The organism is Streptomyces sp. NPDC047085, assembly GCF_040643735.1.
In the GTDB taxonomy this organism is placed as follows: Bacteria; Actinomycetota; Actinomycetes; order Streptomycetales; family Streptomycetaceae; genus Streptomyces.
Genome location: NZ_JBEYUW010000004.1, coordinates 59481 through 73374, shown reverse-complemented (window position 1 = coordinate 73374; position 13894 = coordinate 59481). Strand labels below are relative to the sequence as shown.

Annotated in this window: 13 protein-coding genes; 8 read left to right on the top strand and 5 right to left on the bottom strand. The window is 70.5% G+C overall.

What is annotated here, in order from left to right; translation table 11 throughout:
* Positions 1 to 59 precede the first annotated feature (59 nt).
* On the top strand, positions 60 to 827 hold the full coding sequence (locus ABZ865_RS15840; protein WP_361229941.1) for a MerR family transcriptional regulator: 768 nt from the start codon (positions 60 to 62) through the stop codon (positions 825 to 827).
* A gap of 220 nt (positions 828 to 1047) precedes the next feature.
* The gene (locus ABZ865_RS15835) at positions 1048 to 1989 is read left to right on the top strand and encodes a VTT domain-containing protein (RefSeq protein WP_361229938.1); all 942 of its coding nucleotides are present in this window, start codon (positions 1048 to 1050) and stop codon (positions 1987 to 1989) included.
* A 45-nt stretch (positions 1990 to 2034) separates the two neighbouring features.
* Here ABZ865_RS15835 and ABZ865_RS15830 read toward each other — a convergent pair whose 3' ends face one another.
* Both ABZ865_RS15830 and ABZ865_RS15825 read right to left on the bottom strand, forming a co-directional pair.
* Positions 2035 to 3687 (bottom strand): threonine/serine exporter family protein, encoded by a 1653-nt coding sequence (locus ABZ865_RS15830; RefSeq protein ID WP_361231168.1) that lies wholly within the window; start codon positions 3685 to 3687, stop codon positions 2035 to 2037.
* Positions 3688 to 3792: 105 nt separating this feature from the next.
* The gene (locus ABZ865_RS15825) at positions 3793 to 4284 is read right to left on the bottom strand and encodes an inorganic diphosphatase (RefSeq protein WP_031115900.1); all 492 of its coding nucleotides are present in this window, start codon (positions 4282 to 4284) and stop codon (positions 3793 to 3795) included.
* A gap of 124 nt (positions 4285 to 4408) precedes the next feature.
* Here ABZ865_RS15825 and dacB point away from each other — a divergent pair, with 124 nt between their 5' ends.
* The 6 genes from dacB to folE all read left to right on the top strand — a co-directional run bounded on the left by dacB (position 4409) and on the right by folE (position 12108).
* On the top strand, positions 4409 to 5983 hold the full coding sequence (dacB, locus tag ABZ865_RS15820) for a D-alanyl-D-alanine carboxypeptidase/D-alanyl-D-alanine-endopeptidase (protein WP_361231166.1): 1575 nt from the start codon (positions 4409 to 4411) through the stop codon (positions 5981 to 5983).
* Between the two features lie 94 nt (positions 5984 to 6077).
* Positions 6078 to 7226 carry a zinc-dependent metalloprotease gene (locus ABZ865_RS15815; protein ID WP_361229934.1) on the top strand — a complete coding sequence of 383 codons (1149 nt, stop codon included), beginning with the start codon at positions 6078 to 6080 and terminating at the stop codon, positions 7224 to 7226.
* A gap of 192 nt (positions 7227 to 7418) precedes the next feature.
* Complete coding sequence (gene tilS, locus ABZ865_RS15810) at positions 7419 to 8486, top strand: tRNA lysidine(34) synthetase TilS (RefSeq protein ID WP_361229931.1); 1068 nt, start codon at positions 7419 to 7421, stop codon at positions 8484 to 8486.
* 76 nt (positions 8487 to 8562) lie between these two features.
* Complete coding sequence (hpt, locus tag ABZ865_RS15805; RefSeq protein ID WP_031165039.1) at positions 8563 to 9123, top strand: hypoxanthine phosphoribosyltransferase; 561 nt, start codon at positions 8563 to 8565, stop codon at positions 9121 to 9123.
* 206 nt (positions 9124 to 9329) lie between these two features.
* Complete coding sequence (ftsH, locus tag ABZ865_RS15800) at positions 9330 to 11369, top strand: ATP-dependent zinc metalloprotease FtsH (RefSeq protein ID WP_361229926.1); 2040 nt, start codon at positions 9330 to 9332, stop codon at positions 11367 to 11369.
* A gap of 133 nt (positions 11370 to 11502) precedes the next feature.
* Positions 11503 to 12108: a GTP cyclohydrolase I FolE gene (folE, locus tag ABZ865_RS15795; protein WP_361229923.1), complete on the top strand. Its 606-nt coding sequence runs from the start codon at positions 11503 to 11505 to the stop codon at positions 12106 to 12108.
* An 84-nt stretch (positions 12109 to 12192) separates the two neighbouring features.
* On the opposite strand, the gene ABZ865_RS15790 is transcribed toward folE, so the two are convergent.
* From ABZ865_RS15790 to folB, 3 genes are read right to left on the bottom strand one after another with little or no spacing between them, the layout of a single operon-like run.
* On the bottom strand, positions 12193 to 12681 hold the full coding sequence (locus tag ABZ865_RS15790) for a DUF3180 domain-containing protein (protein WP_361229919.1): 489 nt from the start codon (positions 12679 to 12681) through the stop codon (positions 12193 to 12195).
* Between the two features lie 58 nt (positions 12682 to 12739).
* Positions 12740 to 13351 carry a 2-amino-4-hydroxy-6-hydroxymethyldihydropteridine diphosphokinase gene (gene folK / locus ABZ865_RS15785; RefSeq protein WP_361229916.1) on the bottom strand — a complete coding sequence of 204 codons (612 nt, stop codon included), beginning with the start codon at positions 13349 to 13351 and terminating at the stop codon, positions 12740 to 12742.
* Positions 13348 to 13707 (bottom strand): dihydroneopterin aldolase, encoded by a 360-nt coding sequence (folB, locus tag ABZ865_RS15780; RefSeq protein ID WP_100827527.1) that lies wholly within the window; start codon positions 13705 to 13707, stop codon positions 13348 to 13350. Before folB ends, folK begins: the two co-directional genes overlap by 4 nt.
* Positions 13708 to 13894: the final 187 nt, after the last annotated feature.

Sequence of the window (13894 nt, the reverse complement as noted above, 5' to 3'; positions counted from 1 at the left end):
CACCTCACGTGGCGTGAGGCCTCAGCGTGGAGGTCGTACCGACGACGAAGGAGCGGAAAGTGAGCTACTCCGTGGGACAGGTCGCGGGGTTCGCCGGGGTCACGGTGCGCACTCTGCACCACTACGACGAGATCGGGCTGCTCGTGCCCAGCGAGCGCACGCACGCCGGCCACCGGCGCTACGCGGACGCCGACCTCGACCGGCTGCAGCAGATCCTGTTCTACCGGGAGCTCGGCTTCCCGCTCGACGAGGTCGCCGCCCTGCTCGACGACCCGGAGACGGACCCGCGGGTCCACCTGCGCCGCCAGCACGACCTGCTGACGGCCCGGATCGAGAAGCTGCAGAAGATGGCCGCGGCCGTGGAGCACGCCATGGAGGCACGCACGATGGGCATCAATCTCACCCCCGAGGAGAGGTTCGAGGTCTTCGGGGACGAGGACCCCTTCAAGGAGGAGTACTCCGAGGAGGCGGAGCAGCGCTGGGGCGACACCGAGGCGTGGGCCGAGTCCCAGCGCCGGGCCGCGCGCTACACCAAGGAGGACTGGAAGCGGATGAAGGCCGAGGTCGACGGCTGGGGCGAGCGATACGTCGCCCTGGTGGCCTCCGGCGCCCCGGCGACCGGCGAGGCCGCCATGGACATGGCCGAGGAGCACCGGCAGCACATCAGCCGCTGGTTCTACGAGTGCCCGCCCGGGATGCACCGCTGCCTGGGCGCGATGTACGTCGCCGACGAGCGCTTCAAGGCGTACTACGACGCGATGGGCGAGGGTGTCGCCGAACACCTCAGCGAGTCCATCGCCGCGAACGCCGACCGGCAGACGGCCTGATCCCAGGCCCGGGATCCGGCGGTCTGGCCCGGAGTGGGAAGCGACTTCAGATACCGCCGTAGTCATCGAGTACCTGGCTCACAGCTTCGCCCCGGTTGTCGCACAGTGCATCCCGGGGTCACCCGTGGAACCTGGGGCGGCCACATCGCGTTGATAGCGTTGTGCGGCAGCCGACGTTCAGCCGCCGCAGCCGCCCTCGTCCCCCCAGGAGCCCGGACCCGTGATGACACTCGCCCTCGGCCCGAGCTGGCTCGATCCCAACTATCTGCTCGACACGTACAGCATCTGGGGTCTGCTGCTCATCGTCTTCGCCGAGTCCGGCCTGCTCATCGGCTTCTTCCTGCCGGGTGACTCGCTGCTGTTCACCTGTGGACTGCTGATCACGTCCGGGGACCTGGACTTCCCGCTGTGGGGTGCCATCGCCCTGATCTGCCTCGCCGCGATCCTCGGCGACCAGGCCGGCTACATGTTCGGCAAGAAGGTCGGCCCGTCCCTCTTCAACCGCCCGGACTCCCGCCTCTTCAAGCAGGAGAACGTCACCAAGGCGCACGAGTTCTTCGAGAAGTACGGCCCGAAGTCCCTGGTCCTGGCCCGCTTCGTGCCGATCGTGCGCACGTTCACGCCGATCATCGCCGGCGTCAGCGGCATGAAGTACCGCTCGTTCCTGATCTTCAACGTCATCGGCGGCTGCCTGTGGGGCGCCGGTGTCACCCTGCTCGGCTCCTGGCTCGGCAACATCGACTTCGTCAAGAAGAACATCGAGGCGATCCTCATCCTGATCGTCCTCGTCTCAGTCGTCCCGATCGCGATCGAATACCTCCGCGCGCGCGGCAAGAACAAGAAGGCCGCGCAGGAGACGCCGCAGCCGCCCCGGCAGGAGACCCCTCAGCCTCCCCAGCAGCCCGTGTACCAGCAGCAGCCGCCGGTCATGGACGACGCGACGACCCAGCTGCGCCGCATCGAGCCGGAGGACCCCTACCAGCAGCAGTACCAGCCGCAGCAGCCGCAGCAGTACGAGCAGCCGTATCAGCAGCAGGACCAGCAGTACTGGAATCAGGGCTACGACAACCAGTACTACGACCAGCAGCAGCAACCGCAGCAGGCGTACCCGCAGCAGCAGTACGACCAGAACGGTTACCCGTACGACCACCGTCACCAGTGACGACCCGGGGCGCGGGGCCACCCGAGCTCCAAGACGGCGCCCCGCTCAGAACCCGCGGGTGCGCTTCGCGGCCTTCCGCTTGCCGGCGGAGCCGACCCGCAGGGTCAGCCGGGAGATCTCCGACCCCAGGTTGACCCCGATGGCGATGGCCATCGCCAGGGACGCGGCCTTGGCCAGCGACACCAGCCCCTTGTCCACCTCGTTCTGGGCGATGGACAGCAGGCCGAAGTACGTGGCCGAACCGGGCAGCAGCGGCCCGATCGCGGCCGTCGTGTACGGCAGCGCCGACGCGAACCGGTACCGCGACAGCAACTGCCCGAACAGCCCCACCAGTCCCGCCGCCACCGCCGTGGACGCCACCGGCGAGAAGTTCGCGGCGTAGTGCATCGCGCCGTACACCGACCACGCGACGCCTCCGTTGAGCGTCACCCACAGCACGGTGGACCGTTCCTGCTGCAGCAGCACCGCGAAGGTCAGCGACAGCACCATGGAGGCCGCGATCTGCACCAGCGGCCGCTCGTTGATGATCAGCGCCGCGTCCGGGTTCAGCTTGCCGCCGATCTGGACACCGAAGTACAGGACGACCAGCACGCCGATGACGATGCCGACGAAGAAGTACATGACCTCCAGCAGGCGCGCGGCCGCGGTGATGTAGAAGCCGGTCAGCCCGTCCTGCACCCCCGCCACCAGCGCCCGTCCGGGCAGCAGCGCGAACAGCCCACCGGTGACCACGGCGGACGCCTTCACGTCGACCTGGGCCAGCGCGAACGCCACGCCGATCGCCGCCGGCGGCATCGCGGCCACCGTGAACTGGTAGAACTCCGGCAGCCCGCGCCCCGCGCACAGCCACGCCAGCCGGTCGCCGAGCATCGCGCCCAACGCCGCCGCGACGAACACCACCAGGTCACCGCCGACCAGCACCGAGGCCGCACCGGCCAGCAGCCCGCTCGCCAGGGTCAGCGCCCAGCCGGGGTAGGGGTGCCGGTTGCGGCGGATCTCCGCGAGGCGCCGGTAGGCCTCCTCCAGGGAGACGTGCGTCTCGGGGTCGGTCAGGTCCGCCACGAGGTGGTAGACGGCCGCGAGCCGGGTGTAGTCGGTGCCGCGCCGGCGCACCGTGCGGGACGCCGTCACTGGATCCTCCACCAGGGACGGCTGGTGCGAGATCGACAGCAGCGTGAAGGTCACGGTCGGTTCGCAGCGGTCGAGCCCGTACGACCGGCAGACCGCGAACATCGCGGCCTCCACGTCCTCCGCACCCTCACCGCCGGCCAGCAGCAGCTCGCCGATACGCAGGGTCAGGTCGAGGACGCGCGGGATCGCCGGGCCCCCCTCCTCCGCGCGCTGCACGTGCTCCGGGGCGGGCCGCTCGGCCACCGGCATGCGCAGCATCGTGCGCATCCGGTCCTGCCAGGGGGCGTCCTTGACGAGGCTGACCAGGGGCACGCCCAGCGCCGGGGTGAACACGGGCGGGGCGTCCTTGGCGCTGTAGGTGCGCGGCACGCTGAACGCCGAGCCCTCCGGCTCGGCACTCGGCGGCTGGGGCGCCTCCATGCCCTCCGGCACGGCGAACTCGGACGTGGTCTCGGGCTCGCCGCCGCCCTCGGGGACCTCGATGCCCTCGGGGACGGCGAACTCGGACGTGATCTCCGGGTCGTAGCGCGCCTCGTCCGACCGGGGCTTCCTGTCCGCCGGCTCCATCACCTCGTACCGCTCCCTGAACGACACCTTCCGTCAGCCCTCAGTATGCGCATGGGCATGCGAACGGGCCGCACGCGTGCGCGTGCGGCCCGTGAAAAGCAGGGCTCAGTGACCGCCCTGCTCCTTGAAGCGCTTGTACGACCGCTCGATCTCCGCCTCGGCGTCCGTGCGGCCCACCCAGTTGGCACCCTCGACCGACTTGCCGGGCTCCAGGTCCTTGTACACCTCGAAGAAGTGCTGGATCTCCAGCCGGTCGAACTCGGAAACGTGGTGGATGTCGCGCAGGTGCTCGACACGCGGGTCGGTGGCCGGAACGCACAGCAGCTTGTCGTCGCCGCCCGCCTCGTCCGTCATCCGGAACATGCCGATCGCACGGCACTTGATCAGGCAGCCCGGGAAGGTCGGCTCGTCCAGGATGACCAGCGCGTCCAGCGGGTCGCCGTCCTCGCCGAGGGTGTTCTCGACGAAGCCGTAGTCGGTCGGGTAGGCGGTCGAGGTGAAGAGGCGACGGTCCAGGCGGATCCGACCGGTCTCGTGGTCCACCTCGTACTTGTTCCGCGAACCCTTCGGGATCTCGATCGTGACGTCGAACTCCACCGGTGGCTCCTCCATGATCAGCACATAGTTCTGGTGGTTAAGTGTCCCTCACGCAGGTGTGTGATCGCGAAAGGGGCTGGTGGTCGTGCCAGAGCTGAGGCCTTGGCGAGCCGCGAGACCGCAGGTGGTGCGGCTCGCGAACGCCGTACGACCGCGTCTGGCGCGCGCCGCGAAGGCCGTGAGGCCGCGGGTCCCACGGCTCACGCGGGCCGTGAAACCGCAGCTCGCGCGGGCTCCCAGGACCACGACCGTCCGGACCTGGCAGTACACCGCGGTCGCCGCCACGGCCGGGCTGGCGCTGGCCGCCGGGGTGGTGACCGTCGCCGGCCCCTGGGACGCCAACGGTCAGCGTACGGCCGAGCGGGACCGGGCGGCCGCCCTGGAGCGGCCAGGTGGCGCAGATCACGGCGGCTCCGGCGGCTCCGGCAGCTCGGGTACGGAGGCGGGGGCGCCCCGGCCCGCCCCGAGCGCCCCCTCCGTCCTGGCCGGCCTGGGCGGTGTCACGGCCGCGGTGAGCACCAAGAAGGGCCCGCCCACCGGAGAGGCCCTCGCGGACGTCCTGGAGCCCCTCCTGGGCGTCCCCGCGCTCGGCGACGCCCACGCGGCGGCGGTCGTCGACATGAGCACCGGCAAGCTGCTCTACGGCACCGGAGGCGACCAGGCCGTCACGCCCGCCTCCACCACCAAGATCGCCACCGCCGTGGCCGCGCTGTCCGCCCTCGGCCCCGACCGCCGCCTCACCACCCGTACCGCCCTCGAACCGGACACCGGCGAACTGATCCTGGTCGGCGGCGGCGACCCCACCCTCACCGCGCACCCGAAGGCCGGGGGCTGGGCGAGCCTGCGCACGCTGGCCGCCGACACCGCCGCCGCCCTCGAGCAGCGCGGCATCGACAAGATCACGCTCTCCTACGACAGCACGCTCTACGCCGGCCCCGCCCTGCACCCCATCGGCGTCAACGAGAACCTCGCCCGCGTCAGCGCCCTCACCGTCGACGAGGGCCGCATCAACAACTCCGCGAGCGGCCCGGCGGCCCGCGTCGGCGACCCGGCGGCGGACGCGGCCGCCAAGTTCGCGGGCCTCCTCAAGGCGGCCGGCATCAGGACCACGGCCCCCGGCCCCTCCAAGGCCACCAGCCGCGCCGAGACCCTCGCCAGCGTCTCCTCGCCGCCGCTGTCCGACCTGGTCGAGCGCATGCTCACCAACAGCGACAACGACATCGCCGAGGCCCTCGCCCGCCAGACCGCCCTCGGGACCGGCCGCTCGGCGAGCTTCGACGGCGGCGCGAAGGCCATCGCCGCCCAGCTGAGGAAGCTCGGCCTGCCGCTGACCGGCGCCGCCTTCCACGACGGCAGTGGCCTCAACCGCGACGACCGGCTCACCGCGAACCTCCTCACCGCCCTCCTGGTCAAGGCCGCCGACCCGGCCCACCCAGGCCTCCGCCCGGTCCTCACCGGCCTCCCCGTGGCCGGCTTCACCGGCACCCTGGCCACCCGGTACACCGACGGGGCCGCCGGACTCGTCCGCGCCAAGACGGGCACCCTCACCGGCGTCAACACCCTGGCCGGCACGGTCGTGGACGCCGACGGCCACCTCCTGGCCTTCGCCTTCCTGGCCTCGAACACGGCCAACCCCCTGGAGGCCCAGGCTGCCCTGGACAAGACAGCGACAGCCCTGGCGGGCTGCGGCTGCAGCTAGCCTCCACCGCGGCGCCGGGTGGCGGTGCAACACCGCGCAGCCCTGCCAACCCCACGGCCTGCCCCAAGTGGCAACGCTCACGTACGGTTGACACATGACGAGCTTCGGTGGCACCGCATCTCCCGGGATGGTCGACTGGAACCTCGCGGTGGCGACCGCGACACGGCTCGTACGCCCGGGTCCCGAAGTCAGCCGCGACGAGGCCCGGGCCGTCGTCGCGGAGCTGCGCCGGCACGCGAAAGCCTCGGAGGAACACGTCCGGGGCTTCACTCGTATGGGCACCGACCAGGCCCACGACACCCCCGTCCTCGTCGTCGACCGCCCCGGCTGGGTCCGCGCGAACGTCGCAGGCTTCCGCGAGATCCTCAAGCCCCTGCTGGAGAAGATGCAGGAACGCCGCGCCGGCAGCCCGGGCAGCGCCGTCCTCAGCGCCGTCGGCGGCAAGGTCACCGGTGTCGAACTCGGCATGCTGCTGTCGTTCCTGTCCTCCCGCGTCCTCGGCCAGTACGAGACCTTCGCGCCCGCCGGCCGCGACCTCCCGGCCGGCGGCCCGCCCGACGCGCCTTCAGGCGGCGGCCGCCTGCTGCTCGTCGCGCCCAACATCGTCCACGTGGAGCGCGAACTCGACGTCCAGCCGCACGACTTCCGGATGTGGGTGTGTCTGCACGAGGAGACGCACCGCACCCAGTTCACCGCCGTCCCCTGGCTGCGCGCCCACCTCGAGGGCGAAATCCAGTCGTTTTTGGCGGAGACGGACGTCGATCCGATGACCTTCCTGGAGCGCATCAGGGAAGCCGCCCAGTCCCTCGCCGGGGGCCGGCCCGAGGGCGAGGAGGACGACGGCGGACGTTCGTTCGTCGAACTCGTGCAGACCCCGGCCCAGCGCGAGATCCTCGGCCGCCTCACGGCGGTCATGTCCCTGCTGGAGGGGCACGCCGACTTCGTCATGGACGGAGTGGGTCCGGACGTCGTACCGACCGTCTCCGAGATCCGCGAGAAGTTCCAGCAGCGCCGCGCCAAAGGGGCTTCCCGCCTGGACCTCGCCCTGCGCAAGCTGCTGGGTCTGGATGCCAAACTCAAGCAGTACCGGGACGGCGAGCGGTTCGTACGGGCCGTCGTCGAGCAGGTCGGCATGGACGGCTTCAACCGTGTGTGGACATCACCCAACACCCTGCCCACCAAGGCGGAGATCGCCAAACCGGCGGACTGGGTCGCACGGGTGCATCGCAAGGCCGAGTCGTGAACGGCACCGGAAGGTCGTGACACGAATCCGGCCGACGGCAGGCGGACGCCCCGCCAATCACCCGTCCGAGGGACCGTGAGGCATGGGTAGGCGTGCAATGCTCGGGGAACGGCCCGCTTCTGTCACCATCTACACACTCTGAGTGACCGACCTTCGGGCTCACCCCCGAAAACTTCATGAAGGGAACCGGACATGGGTCCCCATCCTGCGGTCGCGGCGATACGCCTGGCGGTCCGCCGCGTCCTCCACGACATCCTCACCCACAACAGCCCCACCCCCGCGGCGGCGACAGCCGCCATGGCGGCCACCGCGGCGGCCCGCGAGCCGAGCCGGCCCGAGCGAACCCCCTCCCCGCTCGTGCTCGTCGCGTGCTCCGGCGGCGCCGACTCCATGGCACTCGCCTCCGCCCTCGCCTTCGAGGCCCCCAAGCTCGGCATCCGCGCCGGCGGCATCACCGTCGACCACGGCCTCCAGCCAGGCTCCGACCTGCGCGCCGCAGAGGTCGTCGTCAGGCTGCGCGAACTCGGCCTCGACCCCGCCGAGTCCATCGCCGTGACCGTCGGCCGCGAAGGCGGGCCCGAGGCAGCCGCCCGCGACGCCCGCTACGCCGCCCTCGACGCCGCCGCCGAACGCCACGGCGCCGCCGCGATCCTGCTCGGCCACACCCGCGACGACCAGGCTGAAACCGTCCTGCTCGGCCTCGCCCGCGGCTCCGGCATCCGCTCCCTGTCCGGAATGGCCGCGGTCTCGGGGGCCGGCGGCCGTTACCGGCGCCCGTTCCTCCAGCTGGACCGGCAGACCGCCCGCAAGGCCTGCATGGTCCAGTCCCTGCCGGTCTGGGACGATCCTCACAACGCGGACCCGGCCTACACCCGCTCCCGGCTCCGCCACGAGGGCCTGCCCGCGCTGGAGAAGGCCCTCGGCAAGGGCGTCGTCGAGGCGCTCGCCCGCACCGCCCAGCTCTCCCGCGACGACGCCGACGCGCTCGACGCCTGGGCCAGTCAGGCCGAGGCCTCCGTGAGGGACGCCACGGGTCTGCTGGAGTGCGCCAAGCTCTACGCCCTGCCGCCCGCCGTCCGCCGCCGCATCCTGCGCCGGGCCGCCATCGAGGCCGGTGCCCCGGCCGGATCTCTCTTCGCCCGGCACATCGAGGAAGTCGACCGGCTGATCACCGGCTGGCGCGGCCAGGGAGCCATCAATCTCCCGGGCAAAGTCGTCGCTCGGCGCCAGGGTGGCAGACTGGTGATTCGGCAAGGCTGAATCCCGACCCTCGGAGCGACCTCCGACAGCGGCCCGGGACCTGCCGGTGGCTGTAAGTGCGGGACGACCGAAAGTGATGCGGGTGGACGCGAAAGACATGGGTGCCGACCTCCAGCAGGTGCTCATCACCAAGGAAGAGATCGACGCGAAGCTGGCCGAGCTGGCCGCGAAGATCGACGCGGAGTACGCGGGCAAGGACCTGCTCATCGTCGGTGTCCTCAAGGGCGCCGTCATGGTCATGGCGGATCTGGCCCGGGCGCTGTCCACCCCCGTCACCATGGACTGGATGGCCGTGTCCTCGTACGGCGCGGGCACCCAGTCCTCCGGTGTCGTGCGGATCCTCAAGGACCTCGACACCGACATCAAGGGCAAGCACGTCCTGATCGTCGAGGACATCATCGACTCCGGCCTGACCCTGTCCTGGCTGATCAACAACCTCGGCTCCCGCGAGCCCGCCTCGCTGAAGGTGTGCACGCTGCTGCGCAAGCCGGACGCCGCCAAGGTCGCCATCGACGTCGAGTGGGTCGGCTTCGACATCCCCAACGAGTTCGTCGTGGGCTACGGCCTCGACTACGCCGAGAAGTACCGCAACCTGCCGTTCGTCGGTACGCTCGCGCCTCACGTCTACGGCGGCTGAGCCCAGGCAGGGCCAACAGGGCGAGCCCTTGTAAGACGATCGGGAACCCCAGCGGGTTTCGCGGCGTTGGAGCAAGCAAAGACGGGATTGCCGGCCGTCGATGCCGCTCCGTGCGGCCTCGGGCAACAATGCTGGGGTACCGTCAGAAGAACTGTCTTATCAAACTCACTATGGCAGGAGGGACGGGGCGGCACCGCTCCGTATGGATGGACGTGAAGCGATACTTCCGTGGGCCGGTCATGTGGATCGTGCTGGCCGTCCTTGCCGTGGTCGTGTTGATGCAGGTCGTCGGCTCGTCCGGCGGCTACAAGACGGTGGACACCGGCCAGGTCGTGGCGGCGATCAACGCCAACAAGGTCGAGTCGGCCAAGCTCACCACCGGTGACGAGCAGACCGTCAAGGTCACGCTCAAGGACGGCCAGAAGGTCGAGGGCAGCTCGAAGATCCAGGCGAGCTACATCGGCGACCAGGGCGTGACCATCGCCAACACGCTGCAGACCAAGTACCAGGACAAGCAGATTCCGGACGGCTACACGGTCTCGCCGTCCAAGCAGAACCCGTTCGTCGGCGTCCTGCTCTCGCTGCTGCCCTTCGTTCTGATCGTGGTCGTCTTCCTGTTCCTGATGAATCAGATGCAGGGCGGCGGCTCCCGGGTCATGAACTTCGGCAAGTCCAAGGCCAAGCTCATCACCAAGGACACCCCGAAGACCACCTTCTCCGACGTCGCCGGCTGCGACGAGGCCGTCGAGGAGCTCCACGAGATCAAGGAGTTCCTGCAGGAGCCGGCCAAGTTCCAGGCCGTCGGCGCCAAGATCCCCAAGGGCGTGCTGCTCTACGGCCGCCCCGGTACGGGCAAGACCCTCCTCGCGCGCGCCGTCGCCGGCGAGGCCGGGGTGCCCTTCTACTCGATCTCCGGTTCCGACTTCGTCGAGATGTTCGTCGGTGTCGGTGCCTCCCGAGTCCGTGACCTGTTCGAGCAGGCCAAGGCGAACGCCCCGGCGATCGTCTTCGTCGACGAGATCGACGCGGTCGGCCGCCACCGCGGCGCCGGCCTCGGCGGTGGTCACGACGAGCGCGAGCAGACCCTGAACCAGCTGCTCGTCGAGATGGACGGCTTCGACGTGAAGGGCGGCGTCATCCTGATCGCCGCCACCAACCGGCCCGACATCCTCGACCCGGCGCTGCTGCGCCCGGGCCGCTTCGACCGGCAGATCGCGGTCGACCCGCCGGACCTGCAGGGCCGTCTGGAGATCCTCAAGGTCCACCAGAAGGGCAAGCCGGTCGCGCACGACGTCGACCTGGCCGCCGTCGCCCGCCGGACCCCGGGCATGACCGGTGCCGACCTCGCCAACGTGCTGAACGAGGCCGCGCTGCTCACCGCCCGCAGCGACCAGAAGCTGATCGACAACAAGGCGCTGGACGAAGCGATCGACCGCGTGGTCGCGGGCCCGCAGAAGCGGACCCGGATCATGTCGGACAAGGAGAAGAAGATCACCGCGTACCACGAGGGCGGCCACGCCCTGGTCGCGGCGGCCTCGCCGAACTCCGACCCGGTCCACAAGATCACGATCCTGTCCCGCGGCCGCGCCCTCGGCTACACGATGGTGCTCCCGGACGAGGACAAGTACTCGACCACGCGCAACGAGATGCTCGACCAGCTCGCCTACATGCTGGGCGGCCGGGCGGCCGAGGAACTGGTCTTCCACGACCCGACCACCGGTGCCGCCAACGACATCGAGAAGGCCACCAACCTGGCCCGCGCGATGGTCACCCAGTACGGCATGACCGAGCGGCTCGGCGCCATCAAGTTCGGCGGCGACAACAGCGAGCCCTTCCTCGGCCGTGAGATGGCTCACCAGCGCGACTACTCGGAAGAGGTCGCCGCGCTGGTCGACGAAGAGGTCAAGAAGCTCATCGAGACCGCGCACAACGAGGCCTGGGAGATCCTGGTCGAGAACCGCGACGTGCTCGACCAGCTCGTCCTTCACCTGCTGGAGAAGGAGACCCTGGGCAAGGAGGAGATCGCCGAGATCTTCGCCCCGATCGTCAAGCGCCCGCCGCGGCCCGCCTGGACCGGCTCCTCCCGCCGCACCCCGTCCACCCGTCCGCCGGTGCTCTCCCCCAAGGAGCTGGCCCTGACGAACGGTGCGAACGGCGCGACGGCGGCGATCAGCACGGCCAAGTCCACGGCGTCGGAGTCAGCCCCGCTGACGGACCAGACCCCGGAGGACCGCTCCGAGGGCTGATGGCTTTCGGCCACGGCGGCCCGGAATGAATGCCGCGCCCCCCAGGTTTTAGCCTGGGGGGCGCGGCATTTCCGCATGTCCGCACAGAGAACGCGTGGCCGCACGCGTGAGAGGCACAGGAACGAGGAACCAGATGACCGACCCCGTGACCCTGGACGGTGAGGGAACCATCGGCGAGTTCGACGAGAAGCGCGCCGAGAACGCCGTACGGGAACTGCTGATCGCGGTCGGCGAGGACCCGGACCGGGAGGGCCTCAGGGAGACGCCGGCGCGGGTGGCGCGGGCGTACAAGGAGATCTTCGCGGGCCTGTGGCAGCGGCCCGAGGACGTCCTGACGACGACGTTCGACCTGGGACACGACGAGATGGTCCTCGTGAAGGACATCGAGGTCTACAGCACCTGTGAGCACCATCTGGTGCCGTTCCGGGGCGTCGCGCACGTCGGCTACATCCCGTCCGTGACAGGGAAGATCACCGGCCTGTCCAAGCTGGCCCGGCTGGTCGACGTCTACGCCCGCCGCCCGCAGGTGCAGGAACGACTCACCACGCAGATCGCCGACTCCCTGATGGAGATACTCGAGCCCCGGGGCGTGATCGTGGTCGTCGAGTGCGAGCACATGTGCATGTCGATGCGGGGCATCCGCAAGCCCGGGGCGAAGACCATCACCTCGGCGGTGCGTGGACAGCTGCGGGACGCGGCGACGCGCAACGAGGCGATGAGCCTCATCATGGCGCGCTGACCGGCCCGCTAGGGCGCTGGCCGGTCCGCCGGGGCCCGGAGCGCCGACCGGCCGGCCGGGGCGCCGAACTCCGGGCTGAGCCGGTCAGGCCGCCGGCTCGGCGCCCTGGTGGTTCTGGTCCTCGTCCTCCGGGAGCTTGCAGACCCGCTCCAGGAACAGGGCGGCCGCTATGACGGCGATGCCCGCGAGGACCGAGAATCCGGCGTAGAAGGCCTGGTCGCGGCGGGCGGGGATGTCGAGGAGCTCCAGCAGGAGGACGCCCGTGCCGCCGTACATCCCGGCGACGAGGGCGGCGACCAGGGCACTGGCCTGGCCGAAGACGACCGCGCGGGCGGCCATCAGGGGGTCGACGCCCTTCGCGCCGGGGCGGCGCTCGCGCTGCGCCTTGAGACGGGCGCGCAGGGAGAGCGCCGTGGACAGCAGGACCACCGCGATCAGGGTCAGCACGATGGGGGCGGCCAGCGGGACACTGGGCAGGGTCCCGATCGAGTTCCAGAGGCGGGCTCCCGCCCAGGACAGGACTCCGGCCACGACGAACACGCCGGCCAGCACCCTGATGCGCAGCTGTTTCACGGTGTCCCTTCAGCTCCCCCGGACCGGTCCCGGACTGTGGTCGTCTTGACCTTAACGACTACTCGGGCAGTCGGAGTTCCAGGTCGGCGCGGGGCGTGATGCCGTTGCGGGTCACGGCCGCCAGGAGTTCGGCCACCGCGCCGCGGCCGGGCAGCTGTGCCCCCGGGTCCACGTCGTACCAGGGGGCGAGGACGAAGGCGCGTTCGTGGGCGCGCGGGTGGGGGAGGGTCAGCTGCGGGTCGTCGGAGGTGACGTTCGCGTAGGCGACGATGTCGACGTCCAGCGTGCGCGGGCCCCAGCGTTCGTCGCGGACCCGGTTGAAGGCCTCCTCGACGGCGTGCGCCCGCTCCAGCAGGGAGGACGGCGGGAGGGTGGTCTTGAGGACCACGACCGCGTTGAAGTAGGAGGGCTGGCTGCCGGGCTCGACGCCCCACGGCTCGGTCTCGTACACCGGGGAGACGGCCTTGACGCGCACGCCCGGGGTGTCCTCCAGGGCGTCGACGGCGCCCTGGAGGGTCTCCAGGCGGTTGCCCAGGTTGGAGCCGAGGGAGATCACGGCCCACTTGGGGTTCTGAAGGGTCGTGTCGGCGTCGTCGACCTTCTTGACGACGGAGGCGGGCACCGGCTGGACGGTCGGGTCGCTCTGACCCTGGGCGAAAGGTCGGGTCATACTCGGCTCCGGATGATGGTGACGGTCACGTCGTCGAAGGGGACGGTGATCGGGGCGTCCGGCTTGTGGACGCACACCTCGACCTCCTGGACCCCTTCGTGCTTCAGGCAGGTCTGGGCGATCCGCTCCGCGAGCGTCTCGATCAGGTTCACCGGCTCGCCCTCGACCACGGCCACGACCTCCTCGGCCACGATGCCGTAGTGCACGGTCTTCGCCAGGTCGTCGTCCGCCGCGGCCGGCCGGGTGTCCAGGCCGAGGACGAGGTCCACGATGAAGGTCTGGCCCTCCTCGCGCTCCTTGGGGAACACACCGTGGTGCCCGCGGGCCTTCAGGCCGCGCAGCGCGACACGATCCACGCGAATCACTCCTGCAATCGTCGGGAACGGCCGGTCGGTGTCGCGTGCGGGCGGCACGCCGGCCTCAGACGAATCTACCTGCGGGCACTGACACGGCCGGGTTTCCAGGGCGTGGGCCGGGGCCGGGACGGGGAGGGTTCACCGTCCGTTTCCCCAGGAGAACCCGGACGTGCCATGGGCTGGTAGC